The organism is Micromonospora sp. WMMD754 (assembly GCF_049315235.1).
GTDB lineage: Bacteria > Actinomycetota > Actinomycetes > Mycobacteriales > Micromonosporaceae > Micromonospora > Micromonospora sediminicola.
This window is the reverse complement of the sequence record NZ_CP186058.1, coordinates 1,473,030-1,492,089: the sequence shown is the minus strand read 5'-3', so window position 1 is coordinate 1,492,089 and position 19,060 is coordinate 1,473,030. Positions and strand designations below refer to the sequence as shown.

18 protein-coding genes and 1 riboswitch are annotated in these 19,060 nt (G+C 74.4%); of the genes, 10 read left to right on the top strand and 8 right to left on the bottom strand.

Translation table 11 applies throughout. The features are described from left to right. Positions 1-138 precede the first annotated feature (138 nt). Positions 139-588 carry a DoxX family protein gene (locus tag ACN27B_RS07065; RefSeq protein WP_099163480.1) on the top strand — a complete coding sequence of 150 codons (450 nt, stop codon included), beginning with the start codon at positions 139-141 and terminating at the stop codon, positions 586-588. Positions 589-640: 52 nt separating this feature from the next. Here the strand turns inward: ACN27B_RS07065 and ACN27B_RS07060 are convergent, their stop codons facing one another. Together ACN27B_RS07060 and ACN27B_RS07055 are read right to left on the bottom strand one after the other, a co-directional pair. Continuing rightward, the gene (locus ACN27B_RS07060; protein ID WP_422744010.1) at positions 641-1,294 is read right to left on the bottom strand and encodes a DUF4232 domain-containing protein; all 654 of its coding nucleotides are present in this window, start codon (positions 1,292-1,294) and stop codon (positions 641-643) included. A 7-nt stretch (positions 1,295-1,301) separates the two neighbouring features. Further along, positions 1,302-1,610, bottom strand: coding sequence for an ArsR/SmtB family transcription factor (locus ACN27B_RS07055; RefSeq protein ID WP_099163482.1), 309 nt, complete (start codon positions 1,608-1,610; stop codon positions 1,302-1,304). 90 nt (positions 1,611-1,700) lie between these two features. Here ACN27B_RS07055 and ACN27B_RS07050 point away from each other — a divergent pair, with 90 nt between their 5' ends. The 3 genes from ACN27B_RS07050 to paaN all read left to right on the top strand — a co-directional run bounded on the left by ACN27B_RS07050 (position 1,701) and on the right by paaN (position 6,217). Further along, the gene (locus ACN27B_RS07050) at positions 1,701-2,675 is read left to right on the top strand and encodes a DMT family transporter (RefSeq protein WP_422744007.1); all 975 of its coding nucleotides are present in this window, start codon (positions 1,701-1,703) and stop codon (positions 2,673-2,675) included. A 72-nt stretch (positions 2,676-2,747) separates the two neighbouring features. Further along, positions 2,748-2,880: riboswitch (SAM riboswitch) on the top strand. Positions 2,881-2,892: 12 nt separating this feature from the next. Then, positions 2,893-4,182 (top strand): threonine synthase, encoded by a 1,290-nt coding sequence (thrC, locus tag ACN27B_RS07045; RefSeq protein ID WP_099163484.1) that lies wholly within the window; start codon positions 2,893-2,895, stop codon positions 4,180-4,182. Between the two features lie 361 nt (positions 4,183-4,543). Then, a complete protein-coding gene (gene paaN / locus ACN27B_RS07040; RefSeq protein WP_422744005.1) occupies positions 4,544-6,217 on the top strand; it encodes a phenylacetic acid degradation protein PaaN in 1,674 nt (557 codons plus the stop codon). A 58-nt stretch (positions 6,218-6,275) separates the two neighbouring features. Here the strand turns inward: paaN and ACN27B_RS07035 are convergent, their stop codons facing one another. Then, positions 6,276-6,791: a GNAT family N-acetyltransferase gene (locus tag ACN27B_RS07035; RefSeq protein WP_099163486.1), complete on the bottom strand. Its 516-nt coding sequence runs from the start codon at positions 6,789-6,791 to the stop codon at positions 6,276-6,278. A gap of 223 nt (positions 6,792-7,014) precedes the next feature. Between ACN27B_RS07035 and ACN27B_RS07030 the strand changes: the two genes are divergently transcribed. The 3 genes from ACN27B_RS07030 to groL all read left to right on the top strand — a co-directional run bounded on the left by ACN27B_RS07030 (position 7,015) and on the right by groL (position 10,487). After that, complete coding sequence (locus ACN27B_RS07030; protein ID WP_067305333.1) at positions 7,015-7,218, top strand: cold-shock protein; 204 nt, start codon at positions 7,015-7,017, stop codon at positions 7,216-7,218. A 110-nt stretch (positions 7,219-7,328) separates the two neighbouring features. Continuing rightward, entirely contained in the window at positions 7,329-8,591 is a 1,263-nt protein-coding gene (locus tag ACN27B_RS07025; RefSeq protein WP_099163487.1) for a hypothetical protein, read from the top strand. A 273-nt stretch (positions 8,592-8,864) separates the two neighbouring features. Beyond that, the gene (gene groL, locus ACN27B_RS07020; protein ID WP_018787968.1) at positions 8,865-10,487 is read left to right on the top strand and encodes a chaperonin GroEL; all 1,623 of its coding nucleotides are present in this window, start codon (positions 8,865-8,867) and stop codon (positions 10,485-10,487) included. Between the two features lie 69 nt (positions 10,488-10,556). Here groL and ACN27B_RS07015 read toward each other — a convergent pair whose 3' ends face one another. The 3 genes from ACN27B_RS07015 to ACN27B_RS07005 form a co-directional block, all read right to left on the bottom strand. Beyond that, on the bottom strand, positions 10,557-10,799 hold the full coding sequence (locus tag ACN27B_RS07015) for a hypothetical protein (protein ID WP_091569104.1): 243 nt from the start codon (positions 10,797-10,799) through the stop codon (positions 10,557-10,559). 62 nt (positions 10,800-10,861) lie between these two features. After that, positions 10,862-11,788 carry a GNAT family N-acetyltransferase gene (locus ACN27B_RS07010; RefSeq protein WP_099163488.1) on the bottom strand — a complete coding sequence of 309 codons (927 nt, stop codon included), beginning with the start codon at positions 11,786-11,788 and terminating at the stop codon, positions 10,862-10,864. 43 nt (positions 11,789-11,831) lie between these two features. Then, on the bottom strand, positions 11,832-14,264 hold the full coding sequence (locus ACN27B_RS07005) for a S8 family serine peptidase (protein WP_422744001.1): 2,433 nt from the start codon (positions 14,262-14,264) through the stop codon (positions 11,832-11,834). Positions 14,265-14,332: 68 nt separating this feature from the next. Between ACN27B_RS07005 and ACN27B_RS07000 the strand changes: the two genes are divergently transcribed. Continuing rightward, the gene (locus ACN27B_RS07000) at positions 14,333-16,135 is read left to right on the top strand and encodes a glycerol-3-phosphate dehydrogenase/oxidase (RefSeq protein ID WP_396823189.1); all 1,803 of its coding nucleotides are present in this window, start codon (positions 14,333-14,335) and stop codon (positions 16,133-16,135) included. 69 nt (positions 16,136-16,204) lie between these two features. Continuing rightward, entirely contained in the window at positions 16,205-16,714 is a 510-nt protein-coding gene (locus ACN27B_RS06995) for a hypothetical protein (RefSeq protein ID WP_091569111.1), read from the top strand. Position 16,715: 1 nt separating this feature from the next. Here ACN27B_RS06995 and ACN27B_RS06990 read toward each other — a convergent pair whose 3' ends face one another. Further along, positions 16,716-18,116, bottom strand: a complete 1,401-nt coding sequence (locus ACN27B_RS06990; protein WP_422743999.1) for an FAD-binding oxidoreductase — start codon at positions 18,114-18,116, stop codon at positions 16,716-16,718. A 33-nt stretch (positions 18,117-18,149) separates the two neighbouring features. Between ACN27B_RS06990 and ACN27B_RS06985 the strand changes: the two genes are divergently transcribed. After that, positions 18,150-18,482, top strand: coding sequence for a DUF4031 domain-containing protein (locus ACN27B_RS06985; protein WP_396823047.1), 333 nt, complete (start codon positions 18,150-18,152; stop codon positions 18,480-18,482). Here ACN27B_RS06985 and ACN27B_RS06980 read toward each other — a convergent pair. Continuing rightward, a complete protein-coding gene (locus ACN27B_RS06980) occupies positions 18,408-19,043 on the bottom strand; it encodes an HD domain-containing protein (RefSeq protein WP_422743997.1) in 636 nt (211 codons plus the stop codon). The two genes, ACN27B_RS06985 and ACN27B_RS06980, sit on opposite strands and share 75 nt — an antisense overlap. Between the last annotated feature and the right edge of the window lie 17 nt (positions 19,044-19,060).

Below are 19,060 nucleotides of genomic sequence, written 5' to 3'. Positions count from 1 at the left end.
GTCTTCCCGGCGGCTTTCGGACTTCCATATCATGGGAGCGTTCCCACGAAGTTGTCCCGCCAGCAAGGAATTGATTAACTTCAATCTTTTGCGCCGCCATCCTGGACGTCGTCCGATACCCGTCCCAGGAGGTTTCCCATGGTCCCGAGCCAGTTGAAAGGCCCTGTGCTCTCCCTGTTCCGCATCGTCGTCGGCCTGCTCTTCCTGCTCCACGGCGCGGCGTCGATCTTCGGAATACTCGGCGGCAACCCGGCGACCGGCGGGGCGGTCCCGCTCGGCACCTGGCCGGGCTGGTGGGCCGCGCTGATCCAACTGGTCTGCGGCGCGTTGGTGCTCGTCGGCCTGGGCACCCGGCCGGCCGCGCTGCTCGCCTCCGGCTCGATGGCGTACGCGTACTTCGTGGTGCACCAGCCGCACGGCCTGCTGCCGATCCGCAACGGCGGCGAGCTGGCCGCGATGTTCTGCTGGTCGTTCCTGCTGGTCGCGGTGCTCGGCCCCGGCACCTGGGCGCTCGACGCGCTGCTGTCCCGCCGTCGGGGCGAGCCCGCGGACGCCACTCCCGCGCCCCGCACGTCGGTCCCCGCCTGAGTCGGTCCCCCACCGGGCCCTGGTGCGGGACTCCCCGTCCCGTGCCAGGACCTCAGAGCGGGTTGACCGGGGTGGTCGCGAGCGACGGCGGACCGATCGGCGCGGACGGCGCGGGCGCCTGCGTGGTCGGCGCCGGGTCGCGCCGCTTCCAGGCGCTGACGCCGAGCCGACCGGTGTTGCCGAGGTCGATCGGCCCGTCCAGCGCGACCGGGTACGCCGGCCGGCCGGCCACCGGGGCGACGTCCAGCTCGACGCCGTCGGTCGCCACCACCGTCGCGTCGGTGACCAGGTTGCGCCAGATCAGCGCGGCGCCGGCCCGTTCGCCGGGGCGCAGCACGAGCGCGGTGGGTGGGTCGTCGAAGCCCGAGGTGATCGGGGCGGCCCCGGGGATCACCCGCACCGTGATCGGGTCCCCGTCGGCGTCGCGCAGCGCGACCGCCGGATAGCCGCGCAGCTCGTACGGCCGGTTGCCGCAGTTGACCAGGTCGAGGCCCATCGCCCGCAGCCCCATCGCGGCGCTCACCCCGAGTTCGACGATCCGGATGCCCTCCGGCGAGCAGGCCGGGGTGGGGGTCGCGGCGTCGGCGGCGTCGCCCGGCCGTGGCGGTGGCGTGGGCAGCGGGTCGATCGGGCGCGGCGTCGGGGTGCAGGCGGTCAGCAGGGTCAGCCCCGCGATGACGCCGAGTCGGGCCGCCGCGTTCCGCATCCGGTGATCATGCCACCCGGTCGGGCGCGGCGAGGACCGCGTCGAGCAGGCCCGGGTAGAGGCGGTCCAGTTCCTCGCGGCGCAGGCGCACGTATCGGCTGGTGCCGGCGACGCGGGTGCGGGTGACGCCGGCCTCGCGCAGCACCCTGAGGTGGTGGCTGCGGGTGGCCTTGGAGACGCCGAACTCGAACGTGCCGCAGGCGTGCTCGCCGCCCCCGGCCAGCGTGCGCACGATCTGCAGTCGGACGTCGTCGGCCAGCGCCGCCAGCACCGCGGTCACCGGCACGTCGCGCAACTCGGGTTCGTGCAGCTCCATGTGACCAGGGTAACCCATGTTCGACATCCGTCGAACAACCTCCTAGAGTCGGCTCCGTTGGTTCGACGATACTCGAACATAGGAGCTGCGATGCGTTCCCGTTCCGCCGCCCTCCCGCTCTTCGCGGTGCTCAGTTGGGGCGTCATGTTCCCCGTCCTGGCCAGCGCGCTCACCCGGGTCGACGCGCTCAACCTGACCACCGCCCGGTACGTGCTCGCCACCGCCGTGCTGGTCGCCCTGCTCCTGGCCCGGGAGGGGGTGACCGCCCTGACCACGCAGCGACGCGGGGTCGAGGTGCTGCTGCTCGGTGCGCTCGGCTTCGCCGGCTTCAACACGCTCACCAACCTCGCGCTCGGGCACGCGGCCCCGCAGCAGATCGCCCTGTTCGCCGCCACCGTGCCGGTCGTCACCCAGCTGGTCCGCTGGGCGCGGGACGGCGTCCGGCCCCGGCCGGCGATGCTCGGCCTCTCCCTGGTCGCGCTCGTCGGCGTCGGCCTGGTGATCACCCGCGGCCGGCTCGACGGGCTGGGCGAGTTCGGTCTCGGCGGGCTGCTCATGGTCGGCGCCGTGCTCGGCTGGGCGTTCTACACCCACGGCGCGACCCGGTTCCCCGAGTGGTCGCCGCTGCGCTACACCGCGCTGACCGCCGTCGCCGGCACGATCGCCATGCTCGCCGCCAGCGCCGCCGCCGACCTCACCGGGGTCCAGCACGCCCCGCACGCCGCCGACCTCGTCGCGGTCGCCCCCCAGCTCGCGTACGCGGTGCTGGTCGCCGCCGTGATCGCGGTGCTGGCCTGGAACACCGGCGTCCGGCGGCTCGGGGCGGCGGACGCCGCGTTGTTCATGAATCTGGTCCCGGTGACCACGTTCGCGGTGCAGATCCTGCGCGGCTACCGGCCGGGCGCGGTCGAGCTGGTCGGCGCCGGGCTGACCGTCGCCGCCCTGGTGGCGGCGAACCTGGTCACCCGTACCCCGGCCCGGCGGGCCACGACGGCGACCCCCGTGCCGGCGGTCGTGGTGGACCGGCCGGCGGTGGTCGAGCCGGTCGCGGTGGTCGGTCGCTGAGCCGGCCCACAGCGTGGGATCCCGAGGTGGCGTGGCCGTGAGCGGCGCATAGACTCGGCGGCACAACTGCATACCTCATCCAGAGGGGCTGAGGGATACGGCCCGACGACGCCCCGGCAACCACCCGCGCGCTCGACGACGAGCGATCGCGGGCAGGTGCCAATTCCGTCCCCGCCGCACCCGGCGATGCGGGGAAAGATGAGAGGACACCCTCGACATGACGTCGACGCTTCCCGCCGCACCCGGCATCGACACCACCCGCAGCCCGGCCCGCGCCCTGGTCTGTCGCGCCTGTTCCGCGCGGTACCCGCTGGCCGCCCAGCACGCCTGCTACGAGTGCTTCGGGCCGTTGGAGGTCGACTACGACACCGCCGCTCTGGCCACCGTCACCCGGGAGCGCATCGAGGCCGGCCCGAACAGCATCTGGCGGTACGCGGACCTCCTGCCGGCCGGCCAGGACCCGGCCACCCGGGTCACCCTCGACCCCGGGTTGACCCCGCTGGTGTCCGCCCCGCACCTCGCCGCCGAACTGGGCCTCACCGGCCCGCTCTGGGTCAAGGACGACAGCGCCAACCCCACCCACTCGTTCAAGGACCGGGTGGTGTCGGTGGCGCTGACCGCCGCCCGGGCGCTCGGCTTCACCCGCTACGCCTGCGCGTCCACCGGGAACCTGGCCAACTCCGTCGCCGCGCACGCCGCCCGCGCCGGCGTGCCGTCGGTGGTCTTCATCCCCGGTGACCTGGAGCAGGGCAAGGTCGTCACCACCGCGGTCTACGGCGGCGACCTGGTCGCCGTCGACGGCTCGTACGACGACGTGAACCGGCTCTGCGGCGAGCTGGTGGAGACCGACGACTTCGAGGACACCGCGTTCGTCAACGTGAACGTCCGGCCCTACTACGCCGAGGGGTCCAAGACGCTCGGCTACGAGGTGGCCGAGCAGCTCGGCTGGCGGATCCCGGCCCAGGTGGTGATCCCGATGGCCAGCGGCGAGCTGCTCACCAAGATCGACAAGGCGTTCACCGAGCTGGTCGAGATCGGCCTGGTCGAGGCGCCGGCCGGCGGTTGGCGGGTGTTCGGCGCGCAGTCCGCCGGCTGCAACCCGATCGCCACCGCGCTGCACGCCGACAGCGACACCATCGTCCCGGTCAAGCCGACCGGCATCGCCAAGTCGCTGAACATCGGTGACCCGGCCGCCGGCCTCTACGCGCTGGAGGCGGTCCGCCGCACCGGCGGCTGGATGGAGTACGCCGACGACGACGAGATCCGTGCCGGTATCCGGCTGCTCGCCCGCACCACCGGCGTGTTCGCCGAGACCGCGGGCGGTGTCACGGTCGCGGTGCTGCGCAAGCTGGTCGAGTCGGGCCGGCTCGACCCGACGGCGGAGACGGTCGTCTTCAACACCGGCGAGGGTCTCAAGACGCTCGACGCGGTGGCCGCCCAGGTCGGCCCCACCCACCGCATCAAGCCCAGCCTCCGCGCCGCCCGCGACGCCGACCTCCTCACCTGAGCCTTGATCGACTCGGTCGGGCGGTGGAGGTGGGACTCGCCCGGGTGGGGGATCGGGCAGGACCGGTGGGTAACCGGCGATGTGCGGTGAGTGCCAGAAACCCGCCGACAAGGACTTGACGACAGGAACCGGACGGCGCAAGATGCTTCGTGCGGGAGGGCATCCGCCGGAGACTTTTCAAGTTCTTGCGACCCAACGCCGGAGGCGTTGTGCGGACGTCCCTCCCGACCAACCTCGCGCAGGGCCAGCGGAAACCCGCTGGCCCTGTCGCCGTTCCGGCCCGATCCGTTCGCCGGCGACCGATCTTCAGTTGTGACACGCCCCTACTGATCTGGTGGCTTCCTGTTGCATGATGGCGGGCATGACGGAGACCCCGCACCCCCTGTACGACAGGCACCGCGAGACCCTCGACCGGGCGCTGACCGCGATCACGGAGCGCGGGTACTGGTCGGCCTATCCCGAGTCGCCCAGCCCCCGGGTGTACGGCGAGACCGCCGCCGCCGACGGCAAGGCCGCGTTCGAGGCGTACCTGGGCGGGGACTTCCCGCTCGACCAGCCGGGCGACGGCAGCAGCGTCGCCACCGAGGCCAGCCCGTTCGGTGTGCCGCTGGACGTGCGCTACCCGCACGCCGGCGCCGACCAACTGGTGTCCGCCGCGACCGCCGCGCTGCCGGCCTGGCGCGACGCCGGTCCGCAGGCTCGGGCGGGGGTCTGCCTGGAGATCCTCGACCGCCTCCACAAGAACGTGTTCGAGCTGGCCAACGCCGTGCAGTTCACCAGCGGTCAGGCGTTCGTGATGGCGTTCCAGGCCGGTGGCGCGCACGCGCTGGACCGGGCGCTGGAGGCGGTGGCCTACGCGTACGCGGAGATGAGCCGCCACCCGGGGACGGCCGGCTGGGAGAAGGCCGCCGGCAAGGGCGACCCGCTGCGGATGACCAAGACGTTCCACGTGGTGCCCCGCGGCGTGGCCCTGGTCATCGGCTGCAACACGTTCCCGACCTGGAACTCGTACCCCGGTCTCTTCGCGTCGCTGGTCACCGGCAACCCGGTGGTGGTCAAGCCGCACCCGCGCGCGGTGCTGCCGCTCGCCGTCACCGTGAAGTACGCCCGGCAGGTGCTCGCCGAGGCCGGGTTCGACCCGAACCTGGTGCAGCTCGCCCCCGAGGCGCAGGGCGAGAAGCTCGCCTCGACGCTGGCCCTGCACCCGGCCGTGAAGATCGTCGACTTCACCGGCTCGACCGAGTACGGCGACTGGCTGGAGGCGAACGCCCGGCAGGCCGCCGTCTACACCGAGAAGGCCGGCCTGAACACGGTCGTCATCGACTCCACCGACGACTTCGCCGGGCTCTGCCGCAACCTCGGCTTCACGCTCACGCTCTACAGCGGCCAGATGTGCACCACCTCGCAGAACCTGCTGATCCCGCGCGACGGCATCGACACCGACCAGGGGCACAAGAGCTTCGACGAGGTGGCCGCCGGGATCGCCGGCGCGGTCGCCAAGCTGACCGCCGACCCGGCCCGGGGCGTCGAGCTGACCGGCGCGATCGTCAACGACGGCGTGCTGGAGCGGCTGGACGAGGTCACCAAGGTCGGCGAGCCGGTGCTGGAGTCGCGGACCGTCGCGCACCCGTCCTTCCCGGGCGCGGTGGTGCGGACGCCGACCGTGGTCAAGCTGGACGCCGGCGACACGGCGACCTACTCGCGGGAGTGGTTCGGGCCGATCTCGTTCGCCATCGCCACCGACTCGACCGAGCACAGCCTGCGCATCCTGCGCGAGACGGTGGGGGAGAAGGGCGCGCTGACCGCGGCGGTCTACTCCACCGACGAGGCGGTGCTGGACGCGGCCGAGAAGGCGGCGATCGACGCCGGCGTGCACCTGTCCTGCAACCTGACCGGCGGCGTCTTCGTCAACCAGTCGGCCGCGTTCTCCGACTTCCACGGCTCCGGCGCCAACCCGGCGGCGAACTCCGCGCTGACCGACGGCGCGTACGTGGCCAACCGGTTCCGCGTCGTGCAGAGCCGCCGGCACGCGTGAAAGGAGGGGCCCCTTCTTAACGCCTCAGGTAGAGAAGGGGCCCCCGCTTAACACCCCGTCAGGCCGCGCGGCGCATCTGGAGTTCGTGCAGGCCCGGGATGCGCGGGTGCGCGACGCGTACGCCGGTGTCGGTGAAGCCCAGCTTCTGGTAGGCCCGGTAGGCGCGGTCGTTGCCGACCACCACCTCCATCATCAGTTCGGGCCGCCCGCAGGCCCGGGACCAGGCCGCCACCTCGTCGACCAGCGCGGCCAGCAGCCCGCTTCCCCGCCGGGCCGGCGTCAGGTAGACCGCGTAGACCAGCGTCAGGCCCGGCTCGTCCGGCGCGGCGACCCCACCCGCGTGACCGACCAGGCGGCCGCCCGGGTCGGCCACGAACTGGGCGGTGTGGTCGCCGCGCGAGACCGCCGCCACCCGGGCGGCGAAGTCGGCGTGCGGGCGGGCCGCCGCCTCGGCCACGGTCTCCAGGAACGCCAGCGGGCTGTCCGCGAGCATCTCCAACCGGAGGGCGCGCATCCGGGCGGCGTCCTCCGGACGGATCCGGCGGACGGTGGTCAGGACGGTCGTGCTGGTCATGTCGCATGCATACCGGACCGTCCCCGGACGGCGTACGCGGGTGCCGCGTTCCGGGCCGGAATATGCCCGATTTGTGGTCGTGCGCGGTCGTCACGCCTCGTGTAGCGTGCGATTTCGGTCACCGATTCAGCGGCCGTCGCCGATCGCCGAAACCGGTGCGCCGCCGGTGCCGGTCCGCCGGTTCCCGGGTCTTGGAACGCCGCGCAGAGTGAGGAAGTGCACCGTGGCACAGGGCACCGTGAAGTGGTTCAACTCCGAAAAGGGCTACGGCTTCATCGCCGTCGACGGCGGGCAGGACGTGTTCGTCCACTTCTCCGCGATCGAGATGGACGGTTACAAGGCGCTGGACGACGGCCAGCGGGTCGAGTTCGAGATCGCCCAGGGCCAGAAGGGTCCGCAGGCCGAGCGGGTCCGCGTCATCGCCTGACCCGGCCGGGCCCGCCGTCGGCGGCCGAGCCACCCCGACCGGGGCTGCGGTGCGGCCCCGCACCGTGGAAGATCATGAGCCGTTCCAGCCGTTGCCGCTGAGGAGGGCCCATGTCCGACCTGCCCCCGTCGGGTTCCACCGAACCGATGCCCCCGGCGTCGTCCGGTGCGCCGACCGACCCGACCCGGTCCACGCCGCCGACCGCCGGGCCGGTGCCGGGGCAGCCGGGCCCGTCCGGATCGCCCGCGCCGGCCGCCGATCCCTGGGCCCGGCCGGTCGTGCCCGAGCAGCCGGGCCCCGGCGCGTCGCAGCCCGCCCACCCCGACCCCGCCACCCCGGCCACGCCTCCGCCGGGTTGGCCCGCGTCGTCCGGCGCCACGCCCCCGCCCGGCTGGCCCGCGCCGCCGGGTGACCCGTCGACGGGCTGGGGCTGGCCGGCCGGCGGGCCGGCGTATCCGGGCCACCCGATGCCCGGCGCGCCGTATCCGGCCCAGCCGATGCCCGGTGGCCACTACGGCTGGTATCCGCCCGCCGACCCGAACGACCCGCTGGTCACCCCGCCGCACGCCGGTGTCGCCGGCTGGTTCTCGCGGTGTGCCGGCGCGGTGCGGCGCGGTTGGCGTCAGCTGCTGCCGATCGTGCTGCTCGCCCAGTGCGTCCCGGCCGCGATCATCTCGGTCCTCTCGCTCTACCTGGTGCCCACCGACGAGCCGGTGACCGGGCCGGACGGTGCGCCGGTGCTGCCCGACGGCTACCTGGAGCACATGTTCGCCTTCTACGGCGTGGTTCTGCTCGCCGCGCTGATCTTCGGCCCGGTGCAGGCCGCCGGCTGGGGCGCGGGCACGTGGGTGGTCGCCCGCCAGGCGGCCGGTGAGCCGGCCGGTCTCGGCGCGGCCCTCCGGTACGGGCTGCGCCGCGCGCTCGGTCTCTGGGGCTGGACCATCGTGGCCTCGCTGCTGATCACCGTGGGCGCGTGCCTCTGCCTGTTGCCCGGCGTCTACGTCGGGTTCGCGGTCGCCCTGTTCGGCCCGGTCTACCTGTTCGAGCGGCAGGAGCCGATCGGGCGGGCCTGGCGGATGTTCCACCAGCGGTTCGGCATGGTGCTGGGCCGGGTGGCGCTGGTGATGTGCGCGCTGCTCGCGGCGACCGTGCTGGACCTGGTGGTCAGCACGGTGAGCGGGGTGGTGTTCGGGGCCGACCCGACGAGCGCGCCGGGCACCACCGTCGGCGCGGTGGCGCTGGCCGTGGTCGGCGCCGCGTTGGCCGCGCCGGCCTACCTGGCGCAGCTGGTCGGGCTGGTCGTCGCGTACGCCGAACAGCGGGCGCAGGAAGGCCCGGTGAACGCGGCCCGACTGGCGGCGGAACTCGGCTGAGCGGGGCTGTCGTGCTTGCACTCGGCTAGGGAGAGTGCTAAACAAGTCATTGGCACTCGCGTACGGTGAGTGCCAGAAGGTCGGGGCGGTAGGGCCACGATCGCGCCGGTGCCCGAAGGGCGTCGGAGCGGTACGAGGCCGGTCGTCGCGGGCTGTCCGGCCCGACCGAGGAGACGTCGTCGTCGCCAGGTGGCGACGTCCCCAAGGTGCGTACACCAGACGGCCCATCCGGGCATCCGGGTGGCCCGTGAGTGTCCAGGAGGACAACGCCGTATGGCCAAGATGATCGCGTTCGACGAAGAGGCGCGCCGCGGCCTCGAGCGGGGCATGAACCAGCTCGCCGACGCCGTGAAGGTGACCCTCGGCCCCAAGGGCCGCAACGTCGTGCTCGAGAAGAAGTGGGGTGCCCCCACCATCACCAACGATGGTGTGAGCATCGCCAAGGAGATCGAGCTCGAGGACCCGTACGAGAAGATCGGCGCCGAGCTGGTCAAGGAGGTCGCGAAGAAGACCGACGACGTCGCCGGTGACGGCACGACGACGGCGACCGTCCTGGCCCAGGCCCTGGTCCGTGAGGGTCTGCGCAACGTGGCCGCCGGCGCCAACCCGATGGCCCTGAAGCGGGGCATCGAGGCGGCCGTGGCCAACGTCTCGGAGGAGCTGCTCAAGCTCGCCAAGGACGTGGAGACCAAGGAGCAGATCGCCTCCACCGCCTCCATCTCCGCCGCCGACCCCAGCGTCGGCGAGATCATCGCCGAGGCGATGGACAAGGTGGGCAAGGAAGGCGTCATCACCGTCGAGGAGAGCAACACCTTCGGCCTGGAGCTCGAGCTCACCGAGGGCATGCGCTTCGACAAGGGCTACATCTCCGCCTACTTCATGACCGACCCGGAGCGTATGGAGGCCGTCTTCGACGACCCCTACATCCTGATCGTCAACAGCAAGATCTCGTCGGTGAAGGACCTGCTCCCGATCCTGGAGAAGGTCATGCAGTCGGGCAAGCCGCTGCTGATCATCGCCGAGGACCTGGAGGGCGAGGCCCTCGCCACCCTGGTGGTCAACAAGGTCCGGGGCACCTTCAAGTCGGTCGCCGTCAAGGCGCCGGGCTTCGGTGACCGCCGCAAGGCCATGCTGACCGACATCGCCATCCTCACCGGTGGCCAGGTCATCAGCGAGGAGGTCGGCCTCAAGCTGGACGCGACCGGCCTCGAGATGCTGGGCCGCGCCCGCAAGGTCGTGGTGACCAAGGACGAGACCACCATCGTCGACGGTGCCGGCGACGCCGAGCAGATCCAGGGCCGGGTGAACCAGATCCGGGCCGAGATCGACAAGAGCGACTCCGACTACGACCGGGAGAAGCTGCAGGAGCGTCTGGCCAAGCTGGCCGGCGGTGTTGCGGTGATCAAGGTCGGCGCGGCCACCGAGGTCGAGCTGAAGGAGCGCAAGCACCGCATCGAGGACGCCGTCCGCAACGCGAAGGCCGCCGTCGAGGAGGGCATCGTCCCGGGTGGTGGCGTCGCGCTGGTGCAGGCCGGCAAGACCGCCTTCGACAAGCTGGACCTGGCGGGCGACGAGGCGACCGGCGCGCAGATCGTCAAGATCGCGCTGGACGCCCCGCTGCGGCAGATCGCCGTCAACGCCGGCATGGAGGGTGGCGTCGTCGTCGAGCGGGTCCGCAACCTCGACCCGGGTCACGGCCTCAACGCCGCGACCGGCGAGTACGTGGATCTGCTGGCCGCGGGCATCATCGACCCGGCCAAGGTGACGCGTTCCGCGCTGCAGAACGCCGCCTCGATCGCCGCGCTGTTCCTCACCACCGAGGCCGTCGTGGCGGACAAGCCGGAGAAGACCCCGGCCGCCCCGGCGGGCCCGGGTGGCGGGGAGATGGACTTCTGAGTCCAGCTCCATCCAGTACGCCGAAGGGGGCGGGCCGCGTCAGCGGTCCGCCCCCTTTCCGCGTACGTGTCAGGTGGGCAGCGGCCGTTGGTTGCGGCGCTTCTTCGCCCGGTCGTACGGGGGCGGCAGCCATCTCGGTTCGTCCACCGGTTGCCGTGGCTCCTCCACGGGTGGCTGGTCGGCCCCGGCCAGCTCGGCGAGCTGCTCGGCGTCGCCGACGTCGAGCCGGTCGAACGGGAGCTGCCCGGGAAGCTCATCGGTCGGGCGTCGGCCCGTGGCCGGGTCGTCGGCCCGTTCGTCATCCGTGCTCATGCACCGCCTCCTCCTGCCTACCGACCGTAGGTCCCGGGTGACGCCATGGAGGGTGAACGGCGTTATGCCCTTTTGATGGCTTTCCGGTAGAGGAAGAAGACGCGCTCGATCCGGGCGCCCGCCGCGCCGGAGTAGAACGGCACCGGGCCCACCCAGCCGATCTGCGCCGCGCCGATCCCGGACGCCGCCTGGTCCCGCAGGCAGCGGCGCAGCAGCACCCCGCCGATGCCGGACCCCTCGGCCGCCGGGGCGGTGCCCATCGGCCCGAACCAGCTCGGTCGCGCCGACCCCCAGGCCGCGAAGCCGAGGATCTCCCCGTCCCGCTCGGCCAGGTGCGCGCCCGCGTCCGGGCGACCCACCGAACCGGCCAGCTCGCCGTCCCAGGTGCCGCCGAACGTGGCCCGGGCGAACGCGGTCAACGCCGGCAGGTCCGCCGGTCCGGCCCGACGTACGGTCACGCCCCGCCCGGCCAGCCGCTGCTCGGCGGCCTCGGTGGAGCGCAGCGCCGGTGACCCCTCGGTCAGCTCGGCGGTCATGTTCCAGGCCGTCCGGTCCTGCCGGAAGCCGAGCCGCGACGCGGCGCAGACCGCCGGTGTGTAGCGCACGTCGATGCCCGGCCAGGCGTAGTGCGGCGGGTTGCCGGCCAGCAGCAGCTCGGTGGCGCCGAGCGCGGCCAGCCGGGCCTCCGCCTCCGCGAGCAGCGCGCCACCGACCCCCTGGCGGCGTTCCGCCGGGGCCACCGCGACCAGGTCGACGTGGCCGAGCCGGGGATCGGTCCCCGACAGCGACCCGACCAGCACCCCGACCAGCGTGCCGTCGCGTACCGCGCCGAGCCGCAGCACGGTCCGGTCGGCCGCGGCGCGGTCGGCCAGCGTGGTCACCACGGCCGACGCCTCGGCCGCGTCCTCCGGCAGGTCGAGCGACCGCCGGCAGAGTTCGACGACCTCGGGCAGGCGGTCCCGGCCCAGCTCGATGATCTCCACGTCCATGGTCGCCGACCCTAGGTCATCGGCGCGGCAATGGACAGGGTTCCTAACCGCTGGAGGTCGCCCGGGCGGCCCGCACCGCCGCGTACGCGTCGACCAGGCCCGCGCCGACCAGGTCGCGGGTGCCCCCGCAGGGCGCGCCGGCGGGGACCGTGGCCGGGGTGGCCGTGTCGGCGAGGATCCGCCGGGTCCGGTCCAGGTCGCCGACCAGCGCCGGGTTGGCCGACCACATCAGCGCCACCACGCCGGCCACCTGCGGCGTCGCCATCGACGTCCCGTCCAGGGTGGCGTAACCACCGCCGGGGAACGCCGACGGCACCGCCGCACCCGGGGCCACCAGATCGGGCTTGTCGACCGTTGCGGCCGGGCCCCGGCTGGAGAAGTCGGTGAGCCGGCGGCTCCGGTCGACCGCGCCGACCGTGAGCACGTCCGGGTACGGCGCCGGCGGGTCGACGATCGACCCGCAGTGCGGACCGGTGTTGCCGGCGGCGGCCACCACCAGGATGCCGGCGGCGGCCAGCGCGGCGGTGGCCGGGCGCAGCGCCCCCGGATCGCAGCCCTCCAGCGGCGGGCAGCCCCACGAGTTGGTCAGCACGTCCGGGGCGCGCGCCGGACGGCCGTCGGTGAACGGGTCCCCGCCGGGCGGGAACGGGGCCAGCATGAACTGGAGGCAGTCGAGATAGCGGGCCGGGCTGCCCAGGTTGCGGTCCAGGTTGACGCAGCCCACCCAGCGCGCCCCGGGCGCCACCCCGATCCCGTCGCGGCCGACCGCGCTGCCCAGCGTGTGGGTGCCGTGGCCGCCCCGGTCGGCCGGCGCGCGGCGGTGCTCCCACGGGTCGTACCAGGAGTCGTCGCCGCCCCGGAAGCCGGCGGCGAGCGCCGGGTGCCGGCCGTCCACCCCGGAGTCCGAGCTGCCCACCACCACGCCGGCACCGGTGACGCCCAGCTCCGACCAGACCCGGTCCGCCCCGATCAGCGACACGTTCCAGGTCGGACCGGTCGGGGCCGGGGCGTCACCCCGGGCCGGCGGCGCCGCCGCGGGCAACGGGCGCGGGCGCTGGCCGACCAGCACCCGGGCCACCTCGGGGCGGCCGGAGAGCCACGCCCGCACCGCCGGCCCACCGTCCGTCTCGATCGCGTTGACCAGGTAGTAGGGCGTCGGGTTCAGGCGCAGTCCGCGCAGCGTGCGGCGCAGGTCGCCCTGCGTCCGGTCGGCGGTGGCCACCAGCCGCCGGTAGACCTCGGCGGCCCGCGCGTCCCGTCCCGCCCGGCCCGGCGCGCCGGCCGGCAGGCCACGCAGGTCGGCCTGCTCGCGCAGCACCACCAGCAGCCGCTCGCCGTGCAGGCCCGGTTGGCCGGGCACCACGTACACCACCGCCACGGCGGCCAGCAGCGCGCCGGCGGCCAGCGCGGCCGGACCGCGCCGGGGCGCGCCGGCGCGGCTCCGGGCGAACAGCACGCCGTACCCGACGGCGAGCAGCGCCGCGACGGCGAACCCGGCGCCGGTGCCGACCGCGACCCAGTACGGCACGTCGCGGGCGGCGGCCAGCAGGAGCGTGACCTCCTCCGGGTCGGTGAAGGCCAGCGGCCCGGCGAGCGCCAGGCCGACCAGCCAGCGCGCCGGCGCCGAGCCGGCCGCCCGGCCGCCGTGCCGGGCCGCGGCGTCCAGCGCGCCCAGCACGAAACCGAGCGGCGGCAGCAGGACCAGCGCCGGGAGCTGCGCGCCGGACTGCCCGGCCCCGGCGGCCAGCAACGTCAGCGTGACGCCGGCGACCAGGCCGCCGAGCAGCGCCGCCCGGACCGGCCGGCGCGACGACCCGGCGCCGAACGCGGCCCAGAACCCGGGACCCAGCAGCACCCCGGCGAGGACGCCGAGCGCGGCGGCGGCCAGCCCGGCGAGCAGCGTCTCCAACGCCCCGCCCAGCGCGCCGATCCAGGCCCAGGGCAGCAGCGTGGCCAGCCCGGCGGCGATCGCCAGCAACGGCACCGCCCCGAACCGCCCGCCCCGGCCCGCCTCCCCGGTCGCCGCCGGAGGGACGACCGGGCGACGGCGGGTGATCCGCTCCGCGGCGAACGCGAGCAGCGCGGCGGTCACCGCCAGCGCCGCCAGGTACGCCTCGTGGTGCACCGGCGGCACCACCCGGAGCAGCGTCGTCGCGCCCAGCGCGAGCACACCGGCGGTCCAGGCGCGGCCGGTCGCCCGCAGTGCCGGTGAGCGGGGCGCCAGCGCCAACGCCAGTGCGGGCGCGCCGACCAGCAGCACGGTGGCCGCCGCCACCACCGGCCACACCGCCAGGGCCCGGTCCAGCCCGCTGACCAGCACCACCTGGTCGACCAACCAGCCGGTGACCTGGCCGGGCACGGTGACGAGCACGGCCCAGAGGCCGGTCAGCACCGCCGCGACGACCGGCCACGGCCCGGTCTCGCGGGGCGGCGGCGGGGGTACGGGAACAGCGGGCGGGCCGGTGAGCATGGTCATCACGGTACGGCCGGGACGTGTCGCGGTGACGCGGGGACGGTTACCGTGGACGGGTGCGCGACCCCAATGTGTCCCGATCCGAGGCCGGTCAGCTCTCCGCCGAGCGCCGCGCCGACGAGCTGCGCCGGCTCCGCGCCGAGCGGTTCGACGTGCTGGTCATCGGCGGTGGCGTCACCGGTGCGGGCGCCGCGCTGGACGCCGCGTCCCGGGGCCTGAAGGTCGCCCTGGTCGAGGCGCGCGACTATGCCGCCGGCACCTCCAGCCGGTCCAGCAAGCTCATCCACGGTGGCCTGCGCTACCTGGAACAGTTGGAGTTCCACCTGGTCCACGAGGCGTTGACCGAACGCGGGCTGCTGGCCACCCGGCTCGCCCCGCACCTGGTCCGCCCGGTGCCGATCCTGGTGCCGCTGCCGGCCGAGGGCGGCGCTCGTGACCTGCCCCGACGGATCTTCCGCCGCTCCTACTACGGGCTCGGCGTGGCCGCGTACGACGTGTTCGCCGGGGTGTTCGGCGGGGGCCGCGGGATGCCGCTGCACCGGCACCTGACCCGCGAGGGCGCCCGGCGGATCTTCCCCAGCCTCCGGCCGGACACGCTGGCCGGCGCGATCCGCTACTACGACGGCCAGGTCGACGACGCCCGCCTCGTGGTGACGCTGGCCCGCACCGCGGCCAGCCTCGGCGCGACAGTGGTCACCAGCGCCCGGGCGGTCGGCCTGATCCGCCAGGCCCGCGAGGTGACCGGCGTCCGGGTGCGCGACCTGGAGGCGCCGGCCGACGCGCCGGACGCCGAGTTCGAGGTACGCGCGCGCACCGTGATCGCCGCGACCGGCGTGTGGAGCGACGACATGTCGCGGATGCTCAACGACGTCGGGCTCCGCCCCAAGCTGCGGGTCCGGGCCTCCAAGGGCGTGCACCTCGTGGTGCCCCGCTCGGCCATCGTCGGCGAGACCGGGCTGATCCTGCGTACCGCGACGAGCGTGCTGTTCGTCATCCCGTGGGGCGGCCATTGGATCATCGGCACCACCGACACGGACTGGCAGCTCGACCGGTCCCACCCGGCCGCGACCGCGGGCGACATCGACTACCTGCTGTCGCAGGTCAACACCGTGCTGGACCGGCCGTTGACCACCGCCGACATCGAGGGCGTCTACGCCGGGCTGCGACCGCTGCTGGCCGGCGAGGCGGACTCCACCTCCAAGCTCTCCCGGGAGCACGCCGTGGTGGAACCGATGCTCGGCCTGTTGCTGGTGGCCGGCGGCAAGTACACGACCTACCGGGTGATGGCCGCCGACGTGGTCGACCGGGCCATGCACCGGCTCGGGCAGACCCGGCCGTCGCGCACCGCCGACCTGCCGCTGCTCGGCGCCGACGGGTACGCGGCCCTGTGGCGGGACCGGGCCGACCTGGCCCGCCGGCACGGGGTGGCGGTCGGCGTGGTCGAGCACCTGCTGGAGCGCTACGGCAACCTCACCCTGGACCTGCTCGCCCTGGTCGACGCCGACCCGCTGCTCGGCTCGCCGCTGGCCGGCGCGCCGGAGTATCTGGCCGCCGAGGTGACGTACGCGGCCCGCGCCGAGGGCGCGCTGCACCTGGAGGACGTGCTCACCCGGCGGACCCGGATCTCCATCGAGACCAGTCATCGCGGAATGGAGTCGGCCGAGCACGCCGCGGAGTTGATGGGCGCGGTGCTCGGCTGGGACGCGGCGACCCGGGCCCGGGAGGTCGCCCACTACCGGGCGCGGGTCGAGGCCGAGCGGGAGTCGCAGCTCATGTCGGACGACGTCGCGGCCGACGCGGCGCGGCTCGGCGCGCCGGACGTGCGCGGTTTCGCCGCCGACCGAGGGACCGAACTCCCCACCTCGCCGCGCTGAGGAAACCGGAACCCCTACCGGCCGCTCGGCCGGTGGTGCGCGCTACCTACGGAAGTGTAGGTTTCCCGCGTGGTTCGCCCAACCTGGTCGCGCGTCGCCGCCCTCTCCGCCGGCATTCTGCTGGCGACCACCCTGACCGGCTGCACACTTTTCGGCCGGGCCGAAGGGGCCACCACACCCGGTCAGCAGGGCTCCGCCGCACCGACCCCGGCCGGGAAACGTGTCTCCCTGGTGCAGCGGCTGGGTGCGGACGGGCCGGTCCGCACGCTCGACGTGGACCCGACCGGCCGGTGGCAGTGCCGTGACTGCGCCGGCGACGGTGTCGACGCGACCGGCACGCTCAACCCCGAGCAGACGCAGCGGTTGCAGCAGATGCTCACCGACCCGGCGTTGGTCGGGGAGACCGACCAGGCGCGGCAGTACAAGCAGGGCTGCATCGGCGTGCTGACCTCGACGCTGCTCGTCCCGCCCGGGCTGACCGTGACCATCCAGGACTGCCCGGGTGAGCCGAAGCCGACGGTCGCCTACGACGTGCTGCTGCTGCTCACCCAGGCGACCCCGGCCGAGGACAAGGGCTGACTCAGATCACCTTGCCCGGGTTGAGCAGCCCGGCCGGGTCCAGCGCCGCCTTGATCGCCTGGTGCACCCGGACGCCCACCGGGCCGATCTCCCGGGCCAGCCAGTCCCGCTTCAGCAGCCCGACGCCGTGCTCCCCGGTGCAGGTACCGCCCAGTTCCAACCCGAGCCGCATGATCTCGTCGAAGGCCCGCCGCCCCCGGTCCAGACTCACCGGGTCGGCCCGGTCGACCACGATGTTGGGGTGCATGTTGCCGTCCCCGGCGTGACCGACCACGCCGATCGGCACGTCGCACGCCTCGGCGATCCGGGCCACCCCGTCCAGCAGTTCGGCGAGCCGGCCGCGCGGCACCGCCACGTCGTCGATGACCAGGCCGCCGTTGCCGCCGGGGAACGTCTCCGCGGCGAACCGTTCCATCGCCGGATGGGCCAGCCGTCGGGCCTGGAGCAGGGCGGCCGCCTCGGTCGCGTCAGTGGCCACCCAGACCTCGTCGGCGCCGGCCCCGGTGCACACCTCGGCGATCCGGGCCAGGTCGTCGGCGGCCCGGGCGCCGGTGTCCACCGCCGCCAGCAGCAGCGCCTCGGCGTCGGTGCGCAGACCCATCGGCCGGTACGCCTCGATCGCCAGCAGGTGGGTCCGGTCCAGCAGCTCCAACAGGCTCGGGGTGAGACCCCGCCGGGCGATCCCGGCCACCGCGCCGCCGGCCGCCGCCGTGGTCGGGAAGACCGCGACCAGGGTCAGCGACTCCTGCGGCGCCGGGCGCAACGCCACCGTCACCTCGGTGATCACGCCGAGCGTGCCCTCCGAGCCGACGAAGAGCCGTGTCAGGTCGTACCCGGCGACGCCCTTGGCGGTGCGGCGGCCGGTGCGCAACACCTCGCCGGAGGCCAGCACCACCTCCAGGCCGAGCACGTACTCGGTCGTCACGCCGTACTTCACGCAGCACATGCCGCCCGCGTTGGTGGCCACGTTGCCGCCGATGGTCGACGACTCCCACGAGCCCGGGTCCGGCGGATACCAGAGGCCGTGCTCCCGGACCGCACCGGCCAGCACCGCGTTGACCACGCCCGGTTGCACCACGGCGAACCGGCCGACCGGGTCGATCTCCCGGATCCGGTCCATCGCCGTGGTGCTCAGCACCAGCGCGCCGGACACCGCGTTCGCCGCGCCGGCCAGCCCGGTCCGCGCCCCCTGCGGCACCACCGGTACGCCGTGCCGGCCGGCCGCGCGGACCGCCGCCACCACGCCCTCGGTGTCCCGCGGCCGGACCACCACCAGCGGGGTGCCCGAGGCGCACAGGTCCGCCTCGTCGCGTTCGTGCCCGGCCAGCAGGTCCGGATCGGTCAGCACGGCGGCGTCGCCGAGCGCGGCCCGCAGGTCGTCGAGGAGGGGATGGGCGGCCATGCCGGGAAGGCTACCGGCGTACCGTTGGTCGCCGTGCTCTACCTGGACCCGCCCACGGTGCCCTGGCGCGGCCGGCTGTGGTCGCACCTGATCAGCGACGTCTCCTACGCGGAGCTGCACGCCTTCGCCGAGATGCTCGGCGCGCCCCGGCGCGGCTTCGACCGGGACCACTACGACCTGCCCGCCGAGCGGTTCCGGGTCGCGGTCTGGCTGGGCGCGACGGTGGTCGGATCCCGGGACATCGTCCGCCTGCTGCGCGCCGCCGACCTGCGCCGCCCCAAGCCCCGCGCCTCAGCCGAGGCGCGCGAGTTCCCGGCTCAGGTTGGCCCGCGCGGCGTCCTCCCAGCGGGCGTGCGGCTCGGGTAGGCGGTAGAGCGCCGGCAGGCCGAGCAGGTGCCGCAGCACAGCCGCCCGGCCGGCGCGGAAGTCCGGCTCGGGGACGTGGGCGTACTCCCGGCGGATCGCGGCGGCGTAGCGGTCGTAGCCGTCGGGTGGGCCGGCGAGCACCGCCAGGTCGGCGTCGCAGAGCAGCGCGCCGTCCGGGTCGTCCGGGCCGACCGCGTGGCCGGCGGTGAGCAGCACCAGGCGGCGTACCTCGGTCACCGCCGCGGCCGGCAGCCCGGCGGCGGCGAGCAGCGTGTCGCCCAGCTCGGCGCTGGCCCGCTCGTTGGTGTCGCCGCCGGCCCGCGGGTCGTGGACCACGTCGTGGCACCACGCGGCCAGCCGGACCAGGTCGAGTCGGCGGGCGGAGTCCGCGTACGCGTCCACCACGTCGAGGACCGCCCGCAGGTGCTCCACCGTGTGGTACCGCCGGTGGGGTTCCCGCCAGCCGGCCAGCAGGCGCGCCCCGGCCCGGTCCACGCCCACCGGGTCGGTGGCGCCGGCCGCGTGGGCGGCGTCCCGCCACCGTGCCGTCAGGTCGTCCATCGGCTGAAGTCTGCCCC